Origin of the sequence: Streptomyces sp. NPDC006551 (genome assembly GCF_040611675.1) — a bacterium.
Taxonomy (GTDB): Bacteria; Actinomycetota; Actinomycetes; order Streptomycetales; family Streptomycetaceae; genus Streptomyces.
Genome location: NZ_JBEXOT010000017.1, coordinates 1 through 26,317 on the forward strand (window position 1 = coordinate 1; position 26,317 = coordinate 26,317).

Here is a 26,317-nt window from a genome sequence, read left to right on the forward strand (position 1 = left end):
AGGGCGCGTTGCCGGTGATGCCGGTGACGTTGACCGTGGAGGTCACCGCGGCGCCGTTGTCCGGGATCGACACGTCGGCGGTGTTCTCGAAGACCTTGCCGGTGCCGGGGTCGCCGCCGGGACGGGAGCCCACGTTGACGCCGGCCCAGGCGTGCTCGACCGCCTTGACCTCGGCGCTGCCCGCGCCGTACAGCTCGGTGGCCACCGCGACCGTGCCGGTGCGGGCACCGGCGTAGTTGGTGTTCGAGCTGAACTTGGTGGTGAGCGCCTTGAACCAGATGAGCGAGGCCTTGTCCCGGCCGATGCCGGTGACGGGCAGACCGTCGGAGGTCGGCGAGTCGTAGTTCACGCCGTTGACGGTCTTGGCACCGCTGCCCTCGGAGAGCAGGTAGTACCAGTGGTTCGCCGGGCCGGAGGAGTAGTGGACGTCGATCGAGCCGATGCCCGAGTACCACGCGTCCTTGGAGGAGCCGTCCTTGCTCGGCTTGTCCATGTAGCGCAGCGGCGTGCCGTTGCCCCGGATGTCGATCTTCTCGCCGACGAGGTAGTCGCCCTTGTCCTGGGCGTTGTTGGCGTGGAACTCGACGGCCGCCGCGAAGATGTCGGAGGTGGCCTCGTTGAGACCGCCGGACTCACCGCTGTAGACCAGGCGGGCGGTGTTGGAGGTGAGGCCGTGGGTCATCTCGTGCGCGGCCACGTCGATCGAGGTGAGCGGCTTGGTGTTGTTCGCGCCGTCGCCGTACGTCATGCAGAAGCAGGAGTCCTGCCAGAAGGCGTTGACGTACGCGTTGCCGTAGTGGACCCGCGAGTACGGCGCGACACCGTCGTTCCGGATGCCGTTGCGGCCGTGCACGTTCTTGTAGTAGTCCCAGGTGAGCGCGGCGCCGTAGTGCGCGTCGGCGCCCGCGGTCTCCAGGTTCTGCGGGGTGCCGTCGCCCCACACGTCGTCGGAGCCGGAGAAGAGCGTTCCGGTGCCGGACGTGCCGCGGTTGAGGTTGTACGTCCGGTGGTTGCCGCGGGCGGCGTCGGTCAGCGTGAACGGGCCGGTCCCGCTGGTGCCGAGGGTGACCTGGCCGGCGTACTGCGTGTTGCCGGTGCCGGTGTGCACGGCCTGCCACTCGTACAGCTTCTTGCCGGTCTTCGCGTCGGTGACGACGTGCAGCTCGTTCGGGGTGCCGTCGTGCTGGAGGCCGCCGACGACGGTCTCGTACGCGAGGACGGGCGAACCCTGCGCCATCCAGACGACCTTGCGCGGGGCGTGCTCGGTGGTGGCCTTGTCCGCGCCCTCCGCCTTCGCCTCCGCCAGCGCCTGCTTCTCGGCGGCGGCCGGAGCGACGGTCACGGCGTTCACATCGACGTGCTTCAGCTCCGCGCGGGACGCCTTGGTGACGCCCTGCGTCTGTCCGGCCTTGCTCTCGGCGACGATCAGGTCGCCGCCGAGGACGGGGAGTCCGGCGAAGGTGCGCTCGTAGCGCGTGTGGGTCGTGCCGTCGCGGTCCTGGACGACGTCACGGACGACCAGCTTCTCCTGGGCGCCGAGGCCGAGGGCCTTGGCGGTCGCCGCCTTGTCCGCGTCGGCCGCCCGTATGAGCGCGGTGCGCTGGGCGGGGGAGAGTTCGGCCGGCAGCTTGCCGGGGTCGGCCTGGCTGCCCGACTGCGCCTTGGGGGCGATGGCCCGGCCCTCGTCGGCGGTGGCGGCACCGGTCTGCACGCCCACGGCGAGCATGGCGGCGGCGGCGATCAGAGCGCCGGTGGCGGTGGCGCGACGGCTTGGCGTGGATCTCACGCGAACTCCTTTGCGAGGGGGGTACCGGTCGACTGGGTGGGTCGAACGGGCAGAGCAAACAGAGCTTTGGTGCGCGAACGGTGATGCGAAGAGCCGGGGAGAGAGTGGCAGTCATGAACACCCCGTGTCAGGAGCGCGTCAAGAAGTTGGCCGGAAATCGTCCGCTGTCCGAAAGGCCGTGTTCGTTGAGCGGACGTTTCGCCGCACGGCACGGGCCCGCGAGCCCCTGCCCCCGTCAGCCCACCAGGCTGTCGCGCCACGCGCGGTGAAGGGTCGCGAAACGGCCCTCCCCGCCCACGAGCGCCGCGGGCGAACCGTCCTCGACCACCCGCCCCGCCTCCATCACCAGGACCCGGTCCGCGATCTCCACCGTCGACAGGCGGTGCGCGATCACCACGGCCGTGCGCCCCGCGAGCACCGTGTCCATCGCCCGCTGCACCGCCCGCTCGCCCGGCACGTCCAGCGAACTGGTCGCCTCGTCCAGGATCAGCACCGCCGGGTCAGCGAGCAACGCCCGGGCGAACGCGACCAGTTGCCGCTGACCCGCCGAGATCCGCCCGCCCCGCTTGCGTACGTCCGTGTCGTACCCGTCCGGAAGCCCGGCGATGAAGTCGTGCGCGCCGATCGCCTTCGCCGCGTGCTCGATCTCCTCCCGGGTCGCGTCCGGCCGCCCGATCGCGATGTTCTCCGCGACCGTCCCGGAGAAGAGGAACGCCTCCTGCGTCACCATCACCACACCGCGCCGCAGTTCGGGCGTCGCCAGCTCGCGCAGATCGACCCCGTCGAGCAGCACCCGCCCCTCCGTCGGGTCGTAGAAGCGGGCGAGGAGCTTGGCGAGCGTCGACTTGCCCGCGCCCGTCGAGCCGACCACCGCGACCGTCTGCCCCGCCGGGATGGTCAGATCGAAGCGGGGCAGCACCTCGCCACCGGTCCGGTACGCGAACCGCACCCCCTCGAAGACCACCTCCCGCCCCGGGATCCCGGACCGGGCGGCCGGCAGCTCCCGTGGCGCGGCGGCCTCCGGAACGCCCGGCTCCTGGGCCAGCAGGCCCGCGATCTTGCCGAGCGAGGCGGCCGCCGACTGGTAGGAGTTGAGGAACATGCCCAGCCGGTCGATCGGGTCGTACAGCCGCCGCATGTACAGCACCGCCGCCGCGAGCACCCCGAGCGCCAGCGTCCCGTCGGCGACGCGGTACGCGCCCCACAGACACATTCCGGCCACCGCCGTATTGGCGACGAGCCGAGAGCCGACGACATAACGCGCCATCTCGAGGAGCGCGTCGCCGTTGCTGCGCTCGTGCCGGTGGTTGAGCGCCGCGAACTCGCCGTCGTTGGCCGGCTCCCTGCGGAAGGCCCGCACCGGCCGGATCCCGTTCATCGTCTCCGCGAACTTCACGATCACGCTCGCGATCGCCGTGGACCGCTCGGCGAAGACCACGGCGGCGCGCCGCTGGTACAGCCGTACGAGCAGATACAGCGGTACGAAGGAGGCGACGGCCACCGCTCCGATGCCCAGGTCCAGCCAGAGCAGCATCGCCGAGATCGAGACGAAGGCGAGGACGACGCCGATCAGCTCCTGGAGGCCCTCGGCGAGCAGCTCGCGCAGCGACTCCACGTCGGTCGTGGAGCGGGAGATCAGCCGGCCGGAGGTGTAGCGCTCGTGGAAGTCCAGGCTCAGCAGCTGGGCGTGGCGGAAGATCCGGCCGCGCAGGTCCAGGAGCACGTCCTGGTTGACCCGGGCGGCACCGCGGACGAAGGCGTACTGGAGGAGCCCGGCGCCGGCCGCGCAGAGGAGGTAGCCCAAGGCGACGGCGGCGAGGGGGCCGTGGTCCCCCTTCCGGAAGGCCGGGACGCCGCTGTCGATGGCGTACGCGACGAGCAGCGGACCGGCCTGTACGGCGGCCTGCTGGAGGAGCAGCACGAACGCGGCGACGCCGACGCGCACCCGGTGGGCGGAGAGCAGCGACCGCAGCAGAGCCCCGGTCGCCCCGGGGGCCGCGGGCAGATCGTCCCGGTCGAACGGGTCACCGCCGCCCGGTTCCCCCGTCCCGGCCGCACTCGCCGCAGGCCCCGCCTTCGCCGCGCTCGGCGTCGCGTCCGTCATCGCTCCTCGTCCTCCTCGCCGGACATCAGCCAGGCGTACTCGGCGTTGCCGCGCAGCAGTTCGTGATGGGTGCCCACCGCCGCGATCCGGCCCCCGGACAGGAGCGCGACCCGGTCCGCGAGCTGGACGGTCGACGGGCGGTGTGCCACGACCAGGGCGGTCGTCCCGCGCAGCACGTCCCGCAGCGCCGCCTCCACCAGCGCCTCCGTGTGGACGTCCAGCGCCGACAGCGGGTCGTCGAGGACCAGGAAGCGCGGCCGTCCGACCACCGCCCGCGCCAGGGCCAGGCGCTGACGCTGACCGCCGGAGAGGCTCAGACCCTGCTCGCCGACCTGCGTGTCGGGGCCCTCGGGGAGCGCCGCGACGAAGCCGTCGGCCTGGGCGACCTCCAGCGCGCGCCGCAGCTCCGGCTCACCGGCCCCCGCCGCCGCGCCCATCAGGACGTTCTCGCCGACGCTCGCCGAGAAGAGCGTCGGTTCCTCGAACGCCACCGACACCAGTGCGCGCAGCCGTTCGCGCTCCATCAGCGTGATGTCCTCGCCGTCGAGCAGGATCCGGCCGGCCGTCACCTCGTGCAGCCGCGGTACGAGGGCGGTGAGCGTCGTCTTGCCGGAACCCGTCCCGCCGACCAGGGCCAGCGTCTCGCCGGGCCGAATGTGCAGATCGATCCCGTCGAGCACGGGCGGGGCGTCGTCGGGCGCGTCCGGGTAACGGAACGAGACGCCCTCGAACCGCACCCCGTCCCGTACGCCGTCCCGTACGCCGTCCCGCGCCCCGTCTCGTACGCCGTCCCGTACCCCCGTGGACCGCCGCTCCCGGCCCGGCCCCGAGGACTCCTCCGGCTCGTCCATCACCTCGAAGTACCGCTCGGTCGCGGTCGCCGCCTCCTGGCTCATCGCGAGCAGGAAGCCGATCGACTCCACCGGCCAGCGCAGCGCGAGCGCCGTCGACAGGAAGGCGACCAGCGTGCCGGCCGACAGCTCGCCGTCGGCGACCTGGACCGTGCCGAGGACGAGCGCGGCGCCGATGGCCAGCTCCGGAAGGATCGTGATGAGCGCCCAGATCCCGGCCAGCAGCCGCGCCTTGACCAGCTCCGTGGAGCGCAGCCGCTCGGCCAGCGCACGGAAGGCGAGGGCCTGGCTGCGATGGCGGCCGAAGCCCTTGACGACACGGATGCCGAGAACGCTCTCCTCCACCACCGTGGTCAGATCGCCGACCTGGTCCTGCGCCCGCCGGGCGACCACGGCGTACTTGCTCTCGAAGACGGAGCAGAGGATCACCAGCGGCACGACCGGAGTCAGCAGCACCAGGCCAAGCGTCCAGTCCTGGGCGAGCAGAAGGATGTAACCGGCCAGAATCGTCACCCCGTTGACCAGCAGAAAGGTCAACGGGAAGGCGAGGAACATCCGTACCAGCATCAGATCGGTCGTGCCGCGCGACAGCAGCTGCCCCGAGGCCCACCGGTCGTGGAAGGCGATCGGCAGCCGCTGGAGGTGCCGGTACAGATCCGCCCGCATCCGCGCCTCCACCCCGGCCAGCGGCCGCGCCACCAGCCAGCGACGGAAGCCGAAGAGCAGCGCCTCCGCGATGCCGAGCAGCAGCAGATACAGCGCGCCGAGCCACACCCCGCCCGGCTCGCCCGCGGTGATGGGCCCGTCCACCATCCACTTCAGGACGAGCGGAATGACGAGGGACAGACACGAGGCGACGATCGCGACCACGGCGGCCGCTGCCCACCGCCCCCGCACCGGACGCACATAGGGCCACAGGCGCAACAGCGCGCGCACGGCCGAGCGGTCGGCGGAACCGTCGGCGGAATCCTGGGAGGGTGTGGGTTCTTCAGGCATCAGGCCCGAGCCTACGGTTCACCCCTGACAACCCTCACGTGGTTTTCCGGCCTCCGCCCCCACCCGGATCGGTCGGCGCCCCTCACCCCCCGACCCGCAGCAGCACCACCGACCGCGCTCCCACCGTCACCCGCTCCCCGGCGCGGTGCACGGTCCCCGGCGCCCGGGTCTGGTCCTCCGCGGTGGTGTCCAGGACCAGTTCGTACGTCTCCGCCCACGGCGGTCCCGGCAGCAGGTACTCCACCGGCTCGGCCCCCGCGTGCAGCACCGCCAGGAAACTGTCGTCCGTGATCTGGCCGCCCCGCGCGTCCCGGCCCGGTATGTCGCGGCCCGACAGATACAGGCCGAGCGTGGCCCTGGGCGCGTACCAGTCCTCTTCGGTCATCTCAGCGCCGTCCGCCGTGAACCAGGCCAGGTCCCGCAGCCCGTCCGCGCCCTGCGGGCGGCCGGAGAAGAACGCCCGGCGGCGCAGCACCGGGTGGGTGTGGCGCAGCGCGAGGAGCCGGCGGGTCAGTTCCAGCAGACCGCGCCGGCCGGGGTCCTCGGGCAGCGACCAGTCCAGCCAGCTCGTCTCGTCGTCCTGGCAGTACGCGTTGTTGTTGCCGCCCTGCGTGCGCCCCATCTCGTCGCCCGCGACCAGCATCGGCACCCCGGTCGACAGCAGCAGCGTCGTCAGCAGATTGCGCAGCTGCCGCAGGCGCAGGGCGTTCACCTCCGGATCGCCGCTCTCGCCCTCGGCCCCGCAGTTCCAGGACCGGTTGTCGTTCGTGCCGTCCCGGTTGCCCTCGCCGTTCGCCTCGTTGTGCTTCCGCTCGTACGTCACCAGGTCCCGCAGGGTGAAGCCGTCGTGCGCGGTGATGAAGTTGACCGAGGCGTACGGCCGCCGGCCACCCCACGCGTACAGGTCGCTGGAGCCCGACAGGCGGTAGCCGAGATCCCGTACGTCCGGCAGCGCGCCGCGCCAGAAGTCGCGGACGGCGTCGCGGTAGCGGTCGTTCCACTCCGTCCACAGCGGCGGGAACGCGCCGACCTGGTAGCCGCCGTTGCCCACGTCCCACGGCTCGGCGATCAGCTTGACCCGCCGCAGCACGGGGTCCTGCGCGATGACCGCCAGGAACGGGGAGAGCATGTCGACGTCGTGCATCGAGCGGGCGAGCGCCGCCGCCAGGTCGAAGCGGAAGCCGTCGACGCCCATCTCCGTCACCCAGTAGCGCAGGCTGTCGGTGATCAGCCGCAGCACCTGCGGCTGGACGACGTGCAGGGTGTTGCCGCAGCCGGTGTAGTCGGCGTACCGGCGGGCGTCGTGCTGGAGCCGGTAGTAGCCGCGGTTGTCGATGCCCTTCAGCGACAGCGTCGGCCCCAGCTCGCCCGCCTCCGCCGTGTGGTTGTAGACCACGTCGAGGATGACCTCGATCCCGGCGCCGTGCAGCGCCCGCACCATCCGCTTGAACTCACCGACCTGCTGCCCCGCCGTCCCGGACGAGGAGTAGCCCGCGTGCGGGGCGAAATAGCCGATGGAGTTGTAACCCCAGTAGTTGCGCAGGCCACGCCGCAGCAGATGGTCCTCGTGCGCGAACTGGTGCACCGGCAGCAGCTCGACCGCCGTCACCCCCAGCCGTACGAGATGCTCGACGGCAGCCGGATGCGCCAGCCCCGCGTACGTGCCGCGCAGCTTCTCGGGGATGCCGGGGTGGAGCCGGGTGAAGCCCTTCACATGCAGCTCGTAGATGACCGAGTCCGGCCACGGGGTCTTCGGCCGGCGGTCGTCGGACCAGTCGTCGTCGTCCTGGACCACCACCCCCTTCGGCACGAAAGGCGCCGAGTCCCGGTCGTCCCGCACGGTGTCGGCCACATGCTGCTGCGGCCAGTCCCGGACGTGCCCGTACACCTCCGCCGGCAGCGCGAATTCGCCGTCCACCGCCCGCGCGTACGGGTCGAGGAGCAGCTTGGCCGGATTCCAGCGGGCTCCGGTCCACGGGTCCCAGCGGCCGTGCACCCGGTACCCGTACCGCTGACCCGGCCTCACCCCCGGCACGAAACCGTGCCAGATCTCATGAGTGAGTTCGGTCAGCGGCAGCCGTCTCTCGGCGCCGTCGGCGTCGAAGAGGCAGAGCTCGACGGCCTCCGCCCCACCGGCCCACAGCGCGAAGTTCGTCCCCGCCACCCCGTCGGGGCCGACGCGGCAGCGCGCCCCCAACGGGGTGGGCGCACCCGGCCACACGGCCGGTCCGCGCCGTTCCGCGACGGGGGAGGGCCGCTCCACGACAGGGGAGGGCCGCGCTCCCTTCCGCGACCCGTCCTCCTGTACCGCCTCCTGCTCGGCTGCGCTCGACACCTGTCCGGCCTCCCGCGGCTCGTCGGGCCCCGTGCTGTCCGGAGCGCGGCGTCCCGGCCGCGGCCTCCCGCACATGGTCCTCCCACCTGTTCTGCCCGGAGTGCCGCACTCCCAACATGACCCGCACGCACGTTTCCCCTGGAGGGTGGCCGTCGTTGGGCCGGTCGTGAAACACGTACTCAAGCGGGTGTGGGCCTGTCTTCCGGGTCGCGAACCCGGAAAGACCCGGAGGAAGAGCCCGGGGGCCGGTGCGGTGCTCGCCCTGGCGGCGGCGGGACTGGTGGCCGGGCTCGCGGGCTGCACCGGGAACGGTGATGGCGGTGGTCTCGGCGTATCACTGCCGGGGAAGGCCCGGGCGCCGGGCGATGTCATCCGGATCAGCCCGGAGGACGGCAGCCGGGCCGTGCCGGCCGAGGGCCCGATCGAGGTGAGGGTGGACAGCGGCCGGCTCGAACGGGTGAAGGTCGTGCGGGTCGAGGACGCCCAGCGGGCCGAGGTGCCCGGCGAGATCAGCGCGGACGGGCTGCGCTGGCGGCCCCGCGCGGACACCCGGCTCGCGCTGGCCGCGAAGTACAGCGTGGACGCGGTGGCGCTCGACGGGCACGGCCGGCGCTCCGCCCGGCACACCACCTTCACCACGGCCGTCCCCGAGCACCGTTTCATCGGCTACTTCAAGCCGGAGAACCGTTCCACGGTCGGCACCGGAATGATCGTCTCCTTCGGGTTCAACCGGCCCATCGAGAACCGCGCGGCGGTCGAGCGGGCCATCAGGGTCACCTCCGACCCGCCGGTGGAGGTGGCCGGCCACTGGTTCGGCAAGGAGCGGCTCGACTTCCGCCCCGCCGAGTACTGGAAGCCCGGGACGAAGGTCACCGTCGAGCTCGCGCTGCGCGATGTCGAGGGCGCTCCCGGGGTGTACGGCATCCAGAACAAGAAGGTCGGGTTCACCGTCGGGCGGTCGCAGGTCTCCCTGGTCGACGCGGCCGCGCACACCATGGAGGTGCGCCGGGACGGCGAGCTCCTGGCGACCCTGCCGATCACGGCCGGGGCGCCCAAGACGACGACGTACAACGGCAGGATGGTGGTCACGGAGCTGTACGACGTGACCCGGATGGACGGCCGGACGGTCGGCTTCGGCGGCGAGTACGACATCAAGGACGTGCCGCACGCCATGCGGCTCACCGAGTCCGGCACCTTCCTGCACGGCAACTACTGGGCCTCGGCGGACACCTTCGGTTCCGCCAACGTCAGTCACGGCTGTGTCGGTCTGCGGGATGTGAAGGGCGGCAGCTCCGACTCCCCGGCCGGCTGGTTCTTCGACCGGACGCTCATCGGCGACGTGGTGGAAGTGGTCAACTCCCGTGACCGAAAGGTGGCTCCCGACAACGGCCTCGGGGGCTGGAACATGGAGTGGAACCAGTGGAAGGCCGGTTCCGCCGTGCGGTGAGACTCCGTCATCCCCTCGCTGACCTGCACCGCCCGCGCACAACTGGGACTGAACGGTGACATTCACGTGGAACTTTCGTGTCCTGCGGTGTGATTATCTAACGCCGTGTGCGCGGAGGACGCGCGCGGGGGTGCGGGCGTGGCGTGGCCAGGCCGTGCGAGGGGAGACGAACCATTGTGAACGGGCAGCCGATATCGGGGGCATCGGTCGGGGCTACGCGGCGAAGGGGCCGTGGACGTGGCGGGGCCGCGCGTCTGCAGGCCGTGGCCGTGGGCGCCCTGCTTCTCGTCCTGACGGCGTGCGGGGGCGGGGACCCGGCAGGCGGGGACAAGGGCGGGCAGGATCCGGCGCGGAACGGCGGCGGAAAGCAGGAGACCACGGCGTCGCAGGCGGTCGTGACGATCGCTCCGAAGGACGGCGCCGAGTCGGTCGCCACCTCCGGCGCGCTGAAGGTGACGGCGGAACAGGGCAAGCTGACCACGGTCACGGTCGCCGACTCCAAGGGCACCGAGGTCGAGGGCGAGATCGCCGCGGACGGTACGAGCTGGCAGCCCGTCGGCCACCTGGCCGCCGCCACCCAGTACAAGGTCCACGCGATCGCGAAGGACGCCGAGGGCCGCGAGTCGGCGAAGGACACCACCTTCACCACCCTCGTCCCGAAGAACACCTTCATCGGCCACTACACGCCCGAGGACGGTTCCACCGTCGGCGTCGGCATGCCGGTCTCCATCAACTTCACCCGGGGCATCACCGACCCGGAGGCCGTGGAGAAGGCCATCAAGGTGACCGCGGAGCCGTCGGTGCCCGTCGAGGGCCACTGGTTCGGCAACGACCGGCTGGACTTCCGTCCGGAGAAGTACTGGGCCGCGGGCACCAAGGTGACCGTGGAGCTGAACCTGGACGGCGTCGAGGGCCGTCCGGGCGTCTACGGCAAGCAGAAGAAGAAGGTGACCTTCACCATCGGCCGCCGCCAGGTCTCGACCGTGGACGCCGCGGCCAAGACGATGAAGGTCGAGCGCGACGGCAAGATCATCAAGACGATCCCGATCACCGCGGGCGCCCCGTCGACCACCACGTACAACGGTCAGATGGTCATCAGCGAGAAGTACAAGGTGACCCGTATGAACGGAGCCACGGTCGGCTTCGGCGGCGAGTACGACATCAAGGACGTGCCGCACGCCATGCGCCTGTCCACCTCGGGCACCTTCATCCACGGCAACTACTGGGCCTCGTCCGGGACGTTCGGTTCGGCCAACGTCAGCCACGGCTGTGTCGGTCTGCGCGACGCGCGCGGCGCCGGCGACAGCTCCACCCCGGCGGCCTGGTTCTACGACCGCTCGCTCATCGGCGACGTCGTGATCGTGAAGAACTCCAAGGACAAGCAGATCAAGCCGGACAACGGCCTGAACGGCTGGAACATGGACTGGTCGGAGTGGATCAAGTAGTCGTACGCGACTGAGGGCGGGCCCGGTGCTGTGACCAACGGCACCGGGCCCCGTCTCGTTAACGGCCACTAACCTGCGGGGTATGACTGTGAACCTCGAAGTCGCCGAAGGCGTCGGCACCATCCGTCTCGACCGCCCTCCGATGAACGCCCTCGACATCGCCACCCAGGACCGGCTGCGGGAACTCGCCGCCGAGGCGACCGACCGCGACGACGTGCGGGCCGTGATCCTCTACGGCGGCGAGAAGGTGTTCGCGGCCGGCGCGGACATCAAGGAGATGCAGGTTATGGACCACGCGGCCATGGTCAAGCGGTCACGCGCGCTCCAGGACTCGTTCACCGCCGTCGCGCGCATCCCCAAGCCGGTCGTGGCCGCGGTCACCGGCTACGCCCTCGGCGGCGGATGCGAACTGGCCCTCTGCGCCGACTACCGGATCGCCGCCGACAACGCCAAGCTCGGCCAGCCCGAGATTCTGCTCGGTCTGATCCCGGGCGCGGGTGGCACTCAGCGCCTCTCCCGTCTCATCGGCCCCTCGAAGGCCAAGGACCTCATCTTCACCGGACGGATGGTCAAGGCGGACGAGGCCCTGTCGCTCGGACTGGTGGATCGCGTCGTCCCGGCCGCCGAGGTGTACGAGCAGGCGCACGCCTGGGCCGCGAAGCTCGCCCAGGGACCGGCGCTCGCGCTGCGGGCCGCGAAGGAGTCGGTCGATCAGGGCCTGGAGGCCGACATCGACACCGGTCTGGCGATCGAACGCAACTGGTTCGCCGGCCTGTTCGCGACCGAGGACCGGGAGCGCGGGATGCGCAGCTTCGTCGAAGAGGGCCCGGGCAAGGCCAAGTTCGTCTGACCCGGCGGCGGGGCTTCCGGACCGGCGCCCCGCCTCTGGCATATGCCAAGCGAATCCCCCGGAATTGTCGATTCCGGGGGACCGATTCCCGCGGAACGGCCACGCGGGCCCGTCGGTGCGGCCATGATGGGGGCATGGCGGGCCTGGAAGGTATGGAACAGCCGCGGCAGCACGGCGGGGCGACCGCCGCACGGTGGGTACCGGCCGCCGAGGACGAAGAGGCCCTCGAAGCGCTGGAGTTGTACGGCAATCCGGCGGAGGACGATGTGCGGCTGCCGTCCCGGCCCGAATCCGCCGCCGTCGCCCGCCGTCTCACCCAGTGCGTCGTCCTGCGCCAGTGGGCGCTGGCCCCCCAGATCGCCGAGCACGCCGTGCTCCTCGTCTCCGAACTCGTCGGCAACGCCGTCCGTCACACCGGAGCGCGCGTCTTCGCGCTGCGCCTGCTGCGCCGACGCGGCTGGATCCGGATCGAGGTGCGCGACCCCTCGCGCGGGCTGCCCTGTCTGATGCCCGTCCATGAGATGGACATCAGCGGCCGCGGGCTCTTCCTCGTCGACAAGCTCTCCGACCGCTGGGGCGTCGACCTGCAGCCGCGCGGCAAGACCACCTGGTTCGAGATGAGGGTGAGCGACCGCTGAGCGTGGCCCGGACGCACAGAAGCCCCTGTCCGCCGTGATGAGGCGCCGAGGGGCTTCTATGGGGAGCGCCGTGGATCAGGGGGGTGTATCCACGGCCGCTTGGACGACCTGGCCCGGGTCAATGGGGGTCGTGGCTCCGACTATCGCAGACAAGGGGCCTTGCCGCCAAAAGTCCCTCCAGGGGTAAACATCGCCATAACGGGACATATCGCAGATGAATCCTTGGTGACCTAGAGCACTCACCTTGTAAACTATGAATAAATATGGGCTTCACTGATTGATTCATCGAGTCGTCCCGCATGCTGGACGGGCGAGGGTGCCATGCAAACGTCCTGATATGGCTCAATCATCACTTCTTGGGCATACCGGCCTTTAAATAATCGGGTGATCCTGACCGACCGCCGCACCGCACTGCGGGCCGGTACGGCCGCCGCCGTCGCCGGAGCCCTCACCACCGCCTGCGGAACGGAACCCCGCCCCCGGCACACCCCGCCCGTGCCCGCGCCCGCCGCCGCCCCGTTCCCGCGCCGCTTCCCCGGCCACCCCACCGAGATCGCGCACGGCCCCCGCGACCGCCCCCGCGTCGCCCTCACCTTCCACGGCCAGGGCGACCCCGCCATCGCCCGCACCCTGCTCACCCAGGCCGAGGGAGCCGGTGCCCGGATCACCGTCCTCGCCGTGGGCGACTGGCTCGACCAGCACCCCGCGCTCGCCCGCCGCATCCTCGACGGCGGCCACGACCTCGGCAACCACACCCAGCGCCACCTCGACATCACCGCGATGACCGAGACGGAGGCGTACGCCGAGATCAGCGCCTGCGCCACCCGGCTGCGCCGGCTCACCGGCTCCATCGGCACCTGGTTCCGGCCCTCCCGCACCCGACACGCCACCCCCGCCGTCCAGCGCGCGGCCCGGCGGGCCGGATACCCGCACGTCCTCTCGTACGACGTCGACTCCCTCGACTTCACCTCGCCCGGCGCCTCGGCCGTCGTCGCAAACGTCACCGGGCGGATCCACAACGGATCAGTGGTGAGCCTGCACTTCGGCTACGCGGACACGGTCGCCGCGCTGCCCCTCCTCCTCGCCGACCTCGACCGCCGCGGCCTGCGCGCGGTGTCCACCACGGAGCTGCTGACCTGATGCTGCCTCTCACCAAGCGTTCGAAGAGTCTCCTCGCGGCCGCGCTGCTCGCCGCGCTCGCCGGCTGCGGAACCGCCGACACCGGCGCCGAACCCCAGGGCGGAGCCCGCGAGGAGGCCGCCGCGCACCCCGCCGTGACGAAAGGCGCCGCCCCGCCCGGCCTGCCCGGGATGCCGCCGGTCCTCGACCCCAAGGACGTGTACGCGGCCGACCGGCCGAACAACCTCTCCCCGGTGGTCAAGAACTTCCCGTCCCGGGTCTACGTCCCCAACACCAACTCCAACACCGTCTCGGTCATCGACCCGGCGACGTACCAGGTCATCGAGACCATCCCGGTCGGCATCCAGCCGCAACACGTCGTGCCCTCCTGGGACATGAAGACCCTCTGGGTGAACAACAACCGCGGCCACACCCTCACGCCCATCAACCCGGCCACCGGCGTCGCGGGCGATCCGGTCGAGGTCCACGACCCGTACAACCTCTACTTCACGCCCAACGGCAGGTACGCGGTCGTCATGGCGTCCCTGGACCGCGAACTCGTCTTCCGCGACCCGCACACCATGGAGCGGAGGAAGACCGTCCCCGTCTCCTGCTACGGCGTCAACCACGCCGACTTCTCCGCCGACGGACGGTACTTCGTCGTCTCCTGCGAGTTCTCCGGCGAACTGCTGAAGGTCGACACGGAGAAGATGGAGGTCGTCGGCCAGCAGAAGCTTCCCTTCGAGGGCGCGATGCCGCAGGACGTGAAGATCTCCCCGGACGGCAAGACCTTCTACATCGCCGACATGATGGCCCACGGCATGTGGGTCCTCGACGGCGACAAGTTCACCACCCCCAGCCTCCTGCCGACCGGCAAGGGCTGCCACGGCCTCTACATCTCCCGGGACTCCAAGGAGATGTACGTACCGAACCGCGGTGAGGGATCCATCTCCGTCTTCGACTTCGCGCGGAACAAACTGACGAAGAAGTGGTGGCTGCCGGACGGCGGCTCCCCGGACATGGGCGGAGTCTCGGCCGACGGCAAGGTGCTGTGGCTCTCGGGCCGCTACGACTCCGAGGTCTACGCGATCGACACCACGACCGGCCGCCAACTCGCCCGCATCCCGGTCGGCAGCGGCCCCCACGGCCTGGCGGTCTACCCCCAGCCGGGCCGCTACTCGCTGGGCCACACCGGCATCTTCAGGTGATTTCCGGGGCCCTGTTCCCCGGCGCGCGCTTCGGGGCACTCGCCGGGGGCGGGCACCCGCGCGACCTGTTTCCCCGGCGCGCGCTTCGGGGCACTCGCCGGGGGTCTCCGCGGGGCGGTCAGACCGCGACGAGGAGGGCCTCGGAGGCCACCGGACGGTAGCCCGCGGCCTGGAAGACGCGGACGCTCCGGGCGTTGCCGGGCGACTGCTGGGCCCAGACGACCTCGTCCGGGGTCAGATGCCGGGCGGCGAGGGCCAGGGCCCGGCCCAGACCGCGGTGCCCCACCCGCTCGTCGACCTCGATCGCGGCCTCCCAGCGCCCTGCCACGCCCCGCCCCAGGATCACCACACCGCCGTCCGCCGCCCACACCCGTACGTCGTCACGGAACTTCATCGCCCGCGCCACCCGGGGATGCTCCGGGTCCTCGATCTCCCGCAGCGGCAGCTCGGGCTCGCCGGGCAGCGCCGGAGCGACCGTCAGCAGGTCGATGGTGTTCATGTGCCGGCCCGTCCGCCGCATCAGGGCGGCGAGGAACCCCGGGTTCATCGAGGCCGACAGCGGGTCGCTCGACGCGGCCGCCAGCTCGGCCCGCACCCACCGCGGGTCCTCGTCCGTGAAGACCACCGAATGGGCCGTGAAGGCGAGGACTCCGGCGTCCCTCCCGTTCGGCTGCGGCACCACCGCCGTCGTCCCGTCCGGCGGCGGGAACCGCCCGCGCGCCGCCGCCGCCAGGATCCGCGCCACATCGCTGCTCATACCCCCATGATCCGCCATGCGACGGCCCGATAATCTGACCCCGTCATCGAAGCATCGAGAAGGGGCGGAAACAGTGGCGGACATCGAGTCGGCACGCAGGGCATTCGAGCGGTTCGACGTGGACGGGGACGGCCTGATCACCGCCGCCGAGTACAAGAGCGTCATGGCGCAGCTGGGTGACTTCCACGTCACCGAGACGGTCGCCGAGGCGCTGATCAACCAGCGCGACGGCAACGCCGACGGCAAGCTCTCGTGGGACGAGTTCTGGGCGCACCTCGACAAGGGCGCCACGCAGGCCTGACCCGCCGGGCGGGGACGGGCGGCTCGCGCGTACGTACGTGAGTTGCCGCCCGTCCGGCCCTCGGTGACGATCGACCGGTGACGCCTCCCGGACCGATAGGTACCCCGATACGTCTGACGGCGGCCGTCCTCGCCGCGCTCACCGTCCTCACCGTCGCCCTTCTGGGCGCCGGATTCGCCCAGGCGGGCACCGGAGAACTCCCGATCCCCGCCGCGGGCACCACCACGCTGCTGCGGACGTTCGTCCTGGCCGCCCTCGCGGTCCACCTCGGCGAACTCGCCGGCGTCCGGCTGGCCGGCCAAGGCCCGCTGCCGCGCCGCTGGGCCGTGGCCGCCGCACTGCTCGGCGCCGCGGCCTCCGCCGCGCTGCTCCTGCTCCTCGCCGCCGTCAGCGGCCTCGGCCTCACCACCGTGTACGGCATGCGCGAGGGCCGGCTGCTCCTCGTCACCGCCAACGCCTTCGCCCTCGCGGCCCTCTGCGCCGCGAGCCGCCGCCCCGCGCTCGCGCTCCTCCCGCTCGCCGCCGCGATCGGCGCCGAGGCGCTGCGCGCGCACCCGGAGACGTACAGCCCGGCGGTCGGCGTCTCGCTCACCGTCGTCCATCTGACGGCGGCCTCGCTCTGGTTCGGCGCCCTGCTGTACGTCCTGCGGACCATGCGAATACGGCGGGGCGGCCGCGAGGTGCTCGTCCGCTACGCCCGGACGGCGGCCTGCCTCTACGCCGCCCTCGTCGTCACCGGCACCTTCTCGGCCCTGCGCCGCCTGCCCCTGGACGTCGTCCTGTCCACGGCGTACGGCAGGGTCCTGCTGGCCAAACTCGCCCTGCTCGGCGTGGCGAGCGCACTCGCCCTGACCGCCCGGCGGCGCATGCTCCGGGGCGGTGACGCCGAGGCACCCGCCAGGATCGAGCTGGGGGTGCTGGCCGCGATCGTCCTGATCTCCGCGGTGCTCACGGTGGTGCCGGACCCCCACTGGCTCAGCCCCGCGTGATCCCCCGGTCACACGGATGGCGGTACGGCCCCTCTCGCGCACACCGGACGGCCGCACCGACCCGCCCTGGCGCGGGCCGCCCTTGACCGCGTACCGTGCCGTGCTGATTCTGTCGAACACATGGGTGGGGATGAGGGGCGTCGTGACAAGTACGCGAAGGCTGTTCCTGGGGGCGTTCACGGCGGGGGCCGTGACGGTGGCGGCGGGGGCCGGTACCGCGTCGGCGGCCGAGGCGGGCAGCCAGGCGGAGGAGGACGTGACCTTCGCGGGCGAGGTGAAGGCCCAGAGCTTCCGGACCGAAGCCGGCGCCACCTCGACGTTCCGGACGACGTCCACGGCGACGACGTCGAAGCTGCACGCGGTGACCGTGGTGCAGGACGGAGTGGCCGGGAACGGCGTCGCTCTGAACGTCGTCTCCCAGAACCCGGACGACTCGGCGATGTACCTGTCCGGCACGGAGAAGGCCCGGGGCACGCTCAAGATCGCCCACCGCGGCTATACGGACGCCTCCGACGGGGGAGCCGCCGCGGTCTCCATCTACCTGGAGACGACGGGGGTCACGGACGCGTCGGGCGGTACGGCCGCACAGGGCATCCTCGTCACCCACACCACCGGGGCCACGAAGGGCAACCTCATCACCCTGCGGAACAACGCCGTGGACGACTTCGTGGTGAAGGGCACGGGAGCGGTGGGGATCGGTGTTCCGATCGGCGCCACGCCCCGGGGCCGCGTGGAGATCGCTCAGCGGGACTCCGCGATCGGGCTGCTGATGCAGGCCAACTCGGACTCCGCCAGCCGTCTGGTGGAGCTGCGAGACCGGGCGGGCGTCGCGAAGGTACGGGTCCTCAACAGCGGGACGCTGGCCGCTCACAACGCCCAGTTCGGAGTCGCCGGCGCCGAATCGTACGGCGGTGGGGACGGCGTCGTGGGGATCCGCAACGCCACCACCCCGCCCACCACCAATCCGTCGAACGGCGGCGTCCTGTTCGTCGAGGCCGGCGCCCTGAAGTGGCGCGGCTCGGCCGGCTCCGTCACCGTCATCGCGCCGGCCTGATCCGCACCCGAGTCTTCGAGGCACCCATGGAACTGACCCCCGAGCAGCTGGTCTCCGAATTCCACGACGCCGTGATGGAGCTGTACTTCGCCCGCAAACGCATCTCCCTCCTCGAGTCCGAGAACGAGGCACTCCGCCGCCGACTCAGCCTCGGCGCCGAGCCACCCGCCACGGAGGGCTCCTGACCCAGCCGAAGGCGCCGAACGCGCTGGTCAGGGCTTGTCCTAGAACCTCAGCACTCGATGATGTTCACCGCGGGACCGCCCGCGCGGTCTCCTTGAGTTCTCGGCTCAGAGTCGCCGCATCAGGGACTTCCAGGGACATTTCATTCTGACCAGGGACTGTCTAAGTTCTACGTTGCTACCGGGAATGATCGCGTGACAGCATTCTTGAGTGACTGGGAACGGGGAGGGCATACGGAAGCGCCAACACGTGTCGAGCCTCTCTGAGTTGGCGGCTGCGTCGGTTCCGGCGGCGCAGCCGGAACCGCGGTCGGAGCCGGAAGCGGCCGCCGAGGTGACGTTGGCGCGCCGGGAGTTCGCGCGTTTGCTGGGGGAGTTCCGGCGCAACGCGGTTCTGGTGCCGTTCGATGCGCAGGGGAGTCTGTGGACGGCGGATTTCAACGGGGTGCGGTGGATCTGTGCGTTCTCGGACGAGGAGGCGTTGGCGCGGTTCGCGGTCGCGCAAGGGGATGCGGGGCGTGAGTGGACGTACCGGACGATTCTGGGTGCGCGGCTGCTGGACGTGATGGTGCCGATGCTGCCCGGTCCGGGCGGAGTCGCTCTGGACGCGGGCAGTGCTGACGGGATGCTGTTTCCGCCGGTGGCGGGCGTCGTCCCGGATGAGGTGGCGGTGGATCTCGGGGGAACGGGGACGCGGTGAGTGGTGAGGAACCCGATCTCGCGGCGCTGGCGGGGGCGTTGGCGGAGATCGTGAAGGGCATCAACCTGGCGCATTCCGAGCTGAAGGAGCTCGGGTTGATCGGTGAGGCGTCGGCGGGCCGCGGGTTCTCCGATCTTGCCTTGTCCGGGTTGGAGTTGGGACACAGCGGTCTGACTTCGGAGTTCGAGACCTTCTGCAACCGGTGGGAGTGGGGCGTACGGGCACTGACTCTCCGAGGAAATGGTTTTGCGCAGGGTGTGGGCCTGTCGGCGGGCTCGTTCGCGGAGCAGGAGCAGTACGTCAAGGACTCGTTCAAGATCGGGGTGAACTCGCTCAACGGGAACCCGCATCTGTCCGAGGACGAGGTCAAGCAGATGAGCTGGGAAACCATTCGTGACCAGCACACGTGGGACAACGCCGACTGGAGCCCGGAGTCGTTCTCCGAGGTGCACGGCGAGGTGAAGCAGACCTGGAAGAACACCGCGTACGACGTTGAGGACTCGATGCTCGACTCGATGGAGCGTTCGGGCGTGCTGGACGCGAAGCTGCGTGACGGGATGGATGAGGAACTCAAGGAGATGCTCGGTCCCGACCAGGCGACCATCGATCAGGCCGAGCAGCCGCGCTGGGGGGAGAACCCCTGATGGTGGACTGGCGGGGGTGGGGCGACAAGATCGTCGACGGTGTCGACCAGGGCCTCGACAAGGGCAAGGAGATCGTCGGCGAGGGTGTCGACTATGCGACCGACAAGGCAGGCCAGGGCCTGGACAAGGTCGGCGCGCACGACTGGGCGGACGCGGTCGAGGACTGGGGCGACGAGACTGCTTCCTCTCTCGGTGCGGAGGTCGGGGAGAAGCAGCTCGGGCAGACGGAAGAAGCGAACGAGCTGATCCACGGCAAGCCGGAGAAGATCGCCTCCGCGGTGAAGAACCTGCGGGACTTCCGACGCGCGTTCGACCTGGTCGGCGGTGGCATGAAGAAGCTGGACTCCGACCATTGGAGGGGCGAGGCGGCCAACGCCTTCCGGGAGAAGTTCCAGACCCTGCCAACCGACTGGCTGCACGCGGCGGACGCGATGGAGAACGCGGCCAAGGCGCTGGAGACGTACTCGAGCGCGATCACGAGTGCGCAGGGTAAGGCGCGTGAGGCGATCGCCCTCTACAACGAGGGCGACAAGGACTCCAAGGCTGCGGACGACGCCTACCGCAAGAAGGCCGCAGCCTACGACGCCGCCCGCGACAGCGACAGCCCGCTGCCCCATCCCGGAACGTTCTCCGACCCCGGCGAAGCCAAGCGGCAGCGCGCCCGGGAGATCCTGACCGACGCCCGGACCGCGCGGAAGGAGGCCGCGGAGACTGCCAGGGCAGCGGTCCATGCCGCGCTCGCGCATGCGCCCAAAGAGCCGACCGGAGTCGAGAAGGCCAAGCTCGAGTTGCTGGACTACGGCCTGGGGCAGGGCTTCGAGCTGGCCCACTTCGGCGGCGGTGTGGTCAAGGGCACGGCGGGTCTGGTCAACTTCGTCCGCTCGGTCAACCCGCTGGACCTGTACAACCTGACCCACCCGGCGGAGTTCTACAAGGGCGTCAACATGACCCTCGCCGGCCTGGTGTCCACAGCGGCCAATCCGGACAGGGCACTGAAGAACGCCTGGGACGCGGCGAAGGGCGACCCGTCGGAGTTCCTCGGCCGCCTCATACCGGAGCTGATCGGGACGAAGGGCGCAGGCGTGGTCAGGGGAGGTCTGCGCGCCGGCATGAACGGCACCAAGCACCTGCCCGACGGGCGGAAACCGGGCGGCAGCCGCGGGGAACACGAGAAGGATCCCCACAGCAACGGCAAGACGTGCGGCGAGACGGCGTGCAAGAACGACCCGATCGACATCGCGACGGGCCGCATGCTGCTGCCGCAGACGGACATCACCCTGCCCGGCTCACTGCCGCTCGTCTTCCGGCGCACCTTCGACTCCTCACGCCGTTCGGGTCGGTGGTTCGGCCCGGCGTGGTCGTCGACGGTCGACCAGCGGCTGGAGATCGATTCCGAGGGTGTGATCTTCAGCTGTGACGAGGGCAGCCTGCTCGCCTATCCGCACCCCGCCCCCGGCGTCCCGGTCATGCCCACCCACGGACGGCAGTGGCCACTGGACCGGGTCGAGGACGGCTACATCATCACCGACCCCGGCACCGGCAGGGTCTGGCACTTCGTCGACCACAGCGACGAACTCGCGCTCCTGGCCCAGATCGACGACCGCAACGGCCGCTGGATCGCCTTCGAGTACGACGCGGCGGGCACTCCCACGTCGATCATTCACCACGGCGGCTACCACCTGAAGCTCACCACGAGCGAAGGCCGCGTGACCGCCCTCCACCTTGCGGCAGCGGCGGCGGACGGATCCGATCAGGAGATCCTGCGCTACGGCTACACCGACGGCCACCTGACCGAGGTCACCAACTCCTCCGGCCGTCCCCTGCGCTTCGGCTGCGACGAGCACGGCCGCATCACCTCGTGGACGGACACCAACGGCAGCCGCTTCGACTACGTCTACGACGACCAGGACCGGTGCATCTACCAGTCGGGCACCAACGGACACCTAGAAGCCACGTTCACCTGGGACGGTGTCGACCCGACGACCGGGCTCCGCCTGACCACCTTCACCGACGGCATGGGGCACACCGAGCGCCATCTGATCAACGAACGTGCGCAGGTCGTCGCCGAGATCGACGCACTGGGCGCGGTCACGCGCTTCGCGTACGACCACCACAACCGACTGCTGTCACGGACGGACCCACTGGGCCACGTCAGCCGCTCCACCTACGACGAACACGGCCGCGTGACGGTGCTGGAGCGCCCGGACGGACGGCAGGCGCGAGCGGAGTACGACGACGACGGGATGCCGGTACGCATCGTCGGCACCGACGGCAACGTCACGCGCCAGACCTTCGACGAGCGCGGCAACCGCACGTCGGTGACCGATGCCTCGGGCGCGACGACGAAGTTCGCGTACGACGCGGTCGGCCGGCTCACCTCGGTGACGGACCCGCTCGGCGCCACCACCCGGCTGGTCCTCGACCACCGGGGCCTCCCCGTCGAGGTCACGGATCCGCTGGGTGCCACAACCCGCTACGAACACGACGCCTTCGGCCGTACGGTCCGGATCACCGACCCCCTCGGCGCGGAGACCCGGATGGAGTGGACGGTCGAGGGTCGGCCGTCCCGGCGCACCGCACCCGACGGCACGGTGGAGTCCTGGACGTACGACGGCGAGGGCAACTGCCTCAGCCACACCGACGCGATGGGCGCCACGACCCGTTTCACGTACACCGACTTCGACCTACTGACCTCCCGCACCGGCCCGGACGGAGTCACTTACGAGTTCTCCCACGACACGAACCTGCGACTGACCCGGGTGACCAACCCACAGGGCCTGACGTGGGAATACGCCTACGACGCGGCGGGCCGGCTGGTCACGGAGACGGACTTCGACGGTCGGGCGCTGAGCTACGACTACGACGTGGCAGGCCGTCTGGCCTCCCGCGCGAACGGCCTGGGGCAGACGATCCGGTTCGACCGCGACAGCCTCGGCCGGATCGTCCGCAAGGACGCCGAAGGGGCGGTCAGCACCTATGAGTACGACATCTTCGACGAACTGGCGGCAGCGACCGGGCCGGATGCGACACTGGGGCGTCTCCGGGACCGTTACGGGCGCCTCGCCTCGGAGACCGTGAACGGCCGCACCCTCTCGTTCTCACACGACGCCGTGGGGCGGAGAACGGGTCGGACGACTCCAGGCGGTTCCACGAGCGCGTGGTCGTACGACGCAGCGGGCCGTCGTACGGAACTGACGTCCTCGGGCCGGAGGCTGTCCTTCACCCACGACGTTCTCGGCCGTGAAACCAGCCGCAATGTCGCCGACTTCGCCGTCCTGACCTCCTCGTTCGACGCGATGGGCCGCCTCACCGATCAGGAGGTCACCGCCGACTCAGGTCGCCGCCTGCAGCACCGCACGTACACCTACCGTGCGGACGGCGGACTCATCGGCATCACGGACGCGCTCTCCGGCGCCCGCCGCTTCGACCTGGACGCGGCCGGCCGCGTCACGGCCGTCCACGCGCGGATCTGGACGGAGCGGTACGCGTACGACGACGCCGGAAACCAGACGGAGGCCTCCTGGCCGGCCACGCACCCGTCCCACTCCGCGACGGGCACACGCGCCTACCAAGGCACGCGGATCACCGGCGCCGGTGCCGTCCGCTACGAACACGACGACCAGGGCCGGATCGTCCTGCGCCAGAAGACCCGTCTCTCCCGGAAGCCCGACACCTGGCGCTACGAGTGGGACGCGGAGGACCGCCTCACCGCGGTGACGACACCGGACGGAACGGTCTGGCGGTACGCGTACGACCCTCTGGGCCGCCGTATATCGAAGCAGTCCCCTTTCGAGACGGTCCACTTCGTCTGGGACGGGGCGACCCTCTGCGAGCAGACGACCGAGGACACGATCCTCACCTGGGACCACGCCGGTCTGCGTCCCCTGACCCAGACGGAACGTCGTCACGGCTCCACCGACGACCGCTTCTTCGCCATCGTCACGGACCTGATCGGCACCCCGACGGAACTCGTCGACGAATCTGGCGCCTTGGCCTGGCGCACGCGCACCAACCTCTGGGGCACCACCGCCTGGACCCGCGACGCGACGGCATACACCCCGCTCCGCTTCCCGGGCCAGTACTTCGACCGCGAATCGGAACTCCACTACAACTTCTTCCGCTACTACGACCCAGAGTCGGCCCGCTACCTCACCCCCGACCCACTCGGGCTTACCCCGGCCGACAACCCGGTCACGTACGTCCACAATCCACACACGTGGAGCGACCCGCTCGGGCTCGGTCCCTGTCCGCCCCGGATCGAGGGTGGAGGCTGGGACCTCCGTGGGGATGCAAACCCGCTCAGCATCATCCCGAAGGACGCCGTTCAGGAACCTTGGAAGCCGATCCCGGGTGGTGTCGAGCACGGCATCAAGTGGAAGTGGACGGACGATGTCACGGGTAAGACGGTGCGTATGCGTGTTCACGGGCCCGACCTCGGCCCACACGCCGGCCCCAATGCCAGCAGCGGTCCCATCTACCGCATCCAGATCGGGCACCAATTTCAGGACGAGGCAGGCACGCTATATCACGCGAAGATCGGAAACCCGAACAGTCCGAACTATAATGAGGCGGCCATCAACGATACCCACATTCCGTGGCCCAGTCATCTGCCAATACCGTACCCGCACTGATCTGGAAGATGAAACGGATGGAAAGAAAGTATTACGTCGACTTCCTCCGGGACCTTTTGAGTCCCGATGAAGCGGTGCGTACGGAGGCGAGCGACCGCGTACAGGACTTCGTGAACCTCCTCTCCGACACCCAGGCCAGAGTGGCCGGTGACCTGATCGCCATGCTGGCCTCGCACGAGGAGTCCCGGGTGGCTCTGGAGGCCCTCCTGCACGCGCTGACCGATCTCGACGGGTGCGGGATGCTAGAAGGTGTCGATCTCTCACCCTTGGGGGAAATCCCGGAATCCGCTATCCAGGTGGAACACCGTGAGTACATGGAAGAATTCGCCTCGCGCATCACGGGAGCGAATATCGGAACGGCAGAGTGAGCGTAGAGACGTGCTCGGTTGAGGGCGAGCGACTACGTTGGTCGAGCGAGCTGGTCAGGACCCGCCGTAACGCCGTCGTAGAAATCGATCTGGCCGAGGGTGCCATTCCCGAGTCCGCGTCGCGTTGCTGGATCCCGACGAGACCGCACTGGTCGCCTGGCCGGCAGAGAGAGTGGCCCCACCGCAGCGTCGCCCGCGACGAGGACGCTGGTAAGCCCCGCTGTCAGAGAAAGGGGCGGCAGTTGTGTGGCCAGGGCCGAACTGGCCGATGTCCTGGTCGGACGCTGAACGCGGGCTTCCACGTAGCACCGCGAAGGGGCCTTCATGCAGCGAGACGGATACGGGGCCGGACTGGTCCTTTGCCGGGGGCCGGGAGGGGGTAGCCGTGGAGCGACGTCAATGAAACCCTTGCCATCGCGTCCTGGGGCGTGACCGCCCGAGGAAGGCCCTGACCAGCGCTGAAGAGACACAAGCGCCAGTCAGGGCCGGGTCTAGACCTCAGCACTCGATGATGTTCACCGCGAGACCGCCGCGCGCCGTCTCCTTGTACTTGACCGACATGTCGGCGCCGGTCTCCTTCATCGTCTTGATGACCTTGTCGAGGGAGACCAGGTGGCTGCCGTCGCCCCGCATCGCCATCTTCGCCGCCGTGACCGCCTTGACCGCCGCCATGCCGTTGCGCTCGATGCACGGGATCTGGACCAGGCCGCCGACCGGGTCGCAGGTCAGGCCCAGGTTGTGCTCCATGCCGATCTCCGCGGCGTTCTCCACCTGCTCCGGGGTGCCGCCCAGGACCTCGGCGAGGGCGCCGGCCGCCATCGAGCAGGCCGAGCCGACCTCGCCCTGGCAGCCGACCTCGGCGCCCGAGATCGAGGCGTTCTCCTTGAAGAGCATGCCGACCGCGCCGGCCGCGAGGAGGAAGCGGACCACCCCGTCTTCGTCGGCGCCGGGCACGAAGTTCATGTAGTAGTGCAGGACCGCGGGGATGATGCCGGCCGCGCCGTTCGTCGGGGCGGTGACCACCCGGCCGCCCGCCGCGTTCTCCTCGTTCACGGCCATCGCGTAGAGGGTGATCCACTCCATCGCGAGCCCCGCCGGGTCGCCCTCGGAGCGCAGCTTGCGGGCCGTGTTCGCGGCGCGGCGGCGGACCTTCAGACCGCCCGGCAGGATGCCCTCGCGGGACATGCCGCGCGAGACGCACGCCTGCATCACACGCCAGATCTCCAGGAGACCCTCGCGGATCTCCTCCTCGGTGCGCCAGGCCTTCTCGTTCTCCAGCATCAGCGCCGAGATCGACAGACCCGTGTCCTTCGCCAGGCGCAGCAGCTCGTCACCGGTACGGAAGGGGTACTTCAGGACCGTGTCGTCCGGGACGATCGGGTTCTCGCCCTGGACGGCGTCCTCGTCCACGACGAAGCCGCCGCCGACCGAGTAGTACGTCTTCTCCAGGATCAGGGCGCCCTCGGCGTCGTACGCGAAGATCGTCATGCCGTTGGCGTGGTACGGCAACGCCTTGCGGCGGTGCAGGATCAGGTCCTCGTCGAAGTCGAAGGGGATCTCGTGGGCCCCGACCAGGTTGATCCGGCCGCTCGACTTGATCCGCTCGAACTCCTCGTCCGCCGTCTCGACGTCGACCGTGCGCGGAGAGTTCCCCTCCAGGCCGAGCAGGACGGCCTTCGGGGTGCCGTGGCCGTGGCCGGTGGCGCCCAGGGAGCCGTACAGCTCCGCCCGTATCGAGGCGGTGTGGGCCAGCAGGCCCTCGTTCTTCAGCCGGCGGGCGAACATGCGCGCCGCGCGCATCGGACCCACGGTGTGGGAGCTGGACGGGCCGATGCCGATCGAGAACAGGTCGAAGACCGAGATGGCCACGGGGAACTCCTTGTGGGGTGGTAGACGCCGTTGTCTGCCGGGG

The 26,317-nt window shown here is 70.3% G+C and carries 20 protein-coding genes; 14 read left to right on the forward strand and 6 right to left on the reverse strand.

Annotation, left to right across the window (positions count from 1 at the left end; all coding sequences use genetic code 11):
* From ABZY12_RS17425 to glgX, 4 genes are all read right to left on the reverse strand, one after another.
* The coding region (locus ABZY12_RS17425; RefSeq protein WP_356891078.1) for a M4 family metallopeptidase at positions 1-1,786 on the reverse strand (1,786 nt) is incomplete at its 3' end.
* Between the two features lie 235 nt (positions 1,787-2,021).
* Complete coding sequence (locus ABZY12_RS17430) at positions 2,022-3,890, reverse strand: ABC transporter ATP-binding protein (protein WP_356891080.1); 1,869 nt, start codon at positions 3,888-3,890, stop codon at positions 2,022-2,024.
* On the reverse strand, positions 3,887-5,737 hold the full coding sequence (locus ABZY12_RS17435) for an ABC transporter ATP-binding protein (RefSeq protein WP_356891082.1): 1,851 nt from the start codon (positions 5,735-5,737) through the stop codon (positions 3,887-3,889). Before ABZY12_RS17435 ends, ABZY12_RS17430 begins: the two co-directional genes overlap by 4 nt.
* An 82-nt stretch (positions 5,738-5,819) precedes the next feature.
* The gene (gene glgX / locus ABZY12_RS17440; RefSeq protein ID WP_356891084.1) at positions 5,820-8,072 is read right to left on the reverse strand and encodes a glycogen debranching protein GlgX; all 2,253 of its coding nucleotides are present in this window, start codon (positions 8,070-8,072) and stop codon (positions 5,820-5,822) included.
* A 73-nt stretch (positions 8,073-8,145) separates the two neighbouring features.
* Here glgX and ABZY12_RS17445 point away from each other — a divergent pair, with 73 nt between their 5' ends.
* The 6 genes from ABZY12_RS17445 to ABZY12_RS17470 all read left to right on the forward strand — a co-directional run bounded on the left by ABZY12_RS17445 (position 8,146) and on the right by ABZY12_RS17470 (position 14,779).
* Positions 8,146-9,519, forward strand: a complete 1,374-nt coding sequence (locus tag ABZY12_RS17445; RefSeq protein WP_356891086.1) for an Ig-like domain-containing protein — start codon at positions 8,146-8,148, stop codon at positions 9,517-9,519.
* A 176-nt stretch (positions 9,520-9,695) separates the two neighbouring features.
* Positions 9,696-10,964: an Ig-like domain-containing protein gene (locus ABZY12_RS17450; protein WP_356891088.1), complete on the forward strand. Its 1,269-nt coding sequence runs from the start codon at positions 9,696-9,698 to the stop codon at positions 10,962-10,964.
* A gap of 82 nt (positions 10,965-11,046) precedes the next feature.
* Complete coding sequence (locus ABZY12_RS17455; protein ID WP_356891090.1) at positions 11,047-11,814, forward strand: enoyl-CoA hydratase-related protein; 768 nt, start codon at positions 11,047-11,049, stop codon at positions 11,812-11,814.
* A 134-nt stretch (positions 11,815-11,948) separates the two neighbouring features.
* The gene (locus ABZY12_RS17460) at positions 11,949-12,452 is read left to right on the forward strand and encodes an ATP-binding protein (protein WP_356891092.1); all 504 of its coding nucleotides are present in this window, start codon (positions 11,949-11,951) and stop codon (positions 12,450-12,452) included.
* Positions 12,453-12,836: 384 nt separating this feature from the next.
* Positions 12,837-13,592, forward strand: coding sequence for a polysaccharide deacetylase family protein (locus ABZY12_RS17465; protein WP_356891094.1), 756 nt, complete (start codon positions 12,837-12,839; stop codon positions 13,590-13,592).
* On the forward strand, positions 13,592-14,779 hold the full coding sequence (locus ABZY12_RS17470) for a YncE family protein (RefSeq protein WP_356891096.1): 1,188 nt from the start codon (positions 13,592-13,594) through the stop codon (positions 14,777-14,779). Before ABZY12_RS17465 ends, ABZY12_RS17470 begins: the two co-directional genes overlap by 1 nt.
* A gap of 118 nt (positions 14,780-14,897) precedes the next feature.
* On the opposite strand, the gene ABZY12_RS17475 is transcribed toward ABZY12_RS17470, so the two are convergent.
* Entirely contained in the window at positions 14,898-15,536 is a 639-nt protein-coding gene (locus ABZY12_RS17475; protein WP_356891098.1) for a GNAT family N-acetyltransferase, read from the reverse strand.
* A gap of 73 nt (positions 15,537-15,609) precedes the next feature.
* On the opposite strand from ABZY12_RS17475, the gene ABZY12_RS17480 reads away from it, so the two are divergent.
* The 8 genes from ABZY12_RS17480 to ABZY12_RS17515 all read left to right on the forward strand — a co-directional run bounded on the left by ABZY12_RS17480 (position 15,610) and on the right by ABZY12_RS17515 (position 24,405).
* Entirely contained in the window at positions 15,610-15,837 is a 228-nt protein-coding gene (locus ABZY12_RS17480; RefSeq protein WP_356891100.1) for an EF-hand domain-containing protein, read from the forward strand.
* A gap of 77 nt (positions 15,838-15,914) precedes the next feature.
* Positions 15,915-16,826, forward strand: a complete 912-nt coding sequence (locus tag ABZY12_RS17485; protein WP_356891102.1) for a CopD family protein — start codon at positions 15,915-15,917, stop codon at positions 16,824-16,826.
* Between the two features lie 142 nt (positions 16,827-16,968).
* Positions 16,969-17,880 (forward strand): hyaluronoglucosaminidase, encoded by a 912-nt coding sequence (locus ABZY12_RS17490; protein WP_356891104.1) that lies wholly within the window; start codon positions 16,969-16,971, stop codon positions 17,878-17,880.
* 26 nt (positions 17,881-17,906) lie between these two features.
* Positions 17,907-18,065, forward strand: coding sequence for a hypothetical protein (locus tag ABZY12_RS17495; RefSeq protein ID WP_356891106.1), 159 nt, complete (start codon positions 17,907-17,909; stop codon positions 18,063-18,065).
* Positions 18,066-18,312: 247 nt separating this feature from the next.
* A complete protein-coding gene (locus tag ABZY12_RS17500) occupies positions 18,313-18,762 on the forward strand; it encodes an SseB family protein (RefSeq protein WP_356891108.1) in 450 nt (149 codons plus the stop codon).
* Positions 18,759-19,406, forward strand: a complete 648-nt coding sequence (locus ABZY12_RS17505; RefSeq protein WP_356891110.1) for a hypothetical protein — start codon at positions 18,759-18,761, stop codon at positions 19,404-19,406. Before ABZY12_RS17500 ends, ABZY12_RS17505 begins: the two co-directional genes overlap by 4 nt.
* Positions 19,406-24,037, forward strand: a complete 4,632-nt coding sequence (locus tag ABZY12_RS17510) for a putative T7SS-secreted protein (RefSeq protein ID WP_356891112.1) — start codon at positions 19,406-19,408, stop codon at positions 24,035-24,037. Before ABZY12_RS17505 ends, ABZY12_RS17510 begins: the two co-directional genes overlap by 1 nt.
* Positions 24,001-24,405 (forward strand): hypothetical protein, encoded by a 405-nt coding sequence (locus ABZY12_RS17515; protein WP_356891114.1) that lies wholly within the window; start codon positions 24,001-24,003, stop codon positions 24,403-24,405. Before ABZY12_RS17510 ends, ABZY12_RS17515 begins: the two co-directional genes overlap by 37 nt.
* Positions 24,406-24,903: 498 nt before the next feature.
* Here the strand turns inward: ABZY12_RS17515 and ABZY12_RS17520 are convergent, their stop codons facing one another.
* A complete protein-coding gene (locus ABZY12_RS17520; RefSeq protein WP_356891116.1) occupies positions 24,904-26,274 on the reverse strand; it encodes an L-serine ammonia-lyase in 1,371 nt (456 codons plus the stop codon).
* Positions 26,275-26,317 lie beyond the last annotated feature (43 nt).

Coding starts and splice junctions, on each gene's coding strand:
- ABZY12_RS17430 (WP_356891080.1), bottom strand. CDS start 3,890: ATGACGGACGCGACGCCGAGCGCGGCGAAGGCGGGGCCTGCGGCGAGT.
- ABZY12_RS17435 (WP_356891082.1), bottom strand. CDS start 5,737: ATGCCTGAAGAACCCACACCCTCCCAGGATTCCGCCGACGGTTCCGCC.
- ABZY12_RS17445 (WP_356891086.1), top strand. CDS start 8,146: ATGGTCCTCCCACCTGTTCTGCCCGGAGTGCCGCACTCCCAACATGAC.
- ABZY12_RS17455 (WP_356891090.1), top strand. CDS start 11,047: ATGACTGTGAACCTCGAAGTCGCCGAAGGCGTCGGCACCATCCGTCTC.
- ABZY12_RS17460 (WP_356891092.1), top strand. CDS start 11,949: ATGGCGGGCCTGGAAGGTATGGAACAGCCGCGGCAGCACGGCGGGGCG.
- ABZY12_RS17470 (WP_356891096.1), top strand. CDS start 13,592: ATGCTGCCTCTCACCAAGCGTTCGAAGAGTCTCCTCGCGGCCGCGCTG.
- ABZY12_RS17475 (WP_356891098.1), bottom strand. CDS start 15,536: ATGAGCAGCGATGTGGCGCGGATCCTGGCGGCGGCGGCGCGCGGGCGG.
- ABZY12_RS17495 (WP_356891106.1), top strand. CDS start 17,907: ATGGAACTGACCCCCGAGCAGCTGGTCTCCGAATTCCACGACGCCGTG.
- ABZY12_RS17510 (WP_356891112.1), top strand. CDS start 19,406: ATGGTGGACTGGCGGGGGTGGGGCGACAAGATCGTCGACGGTGTCGAC.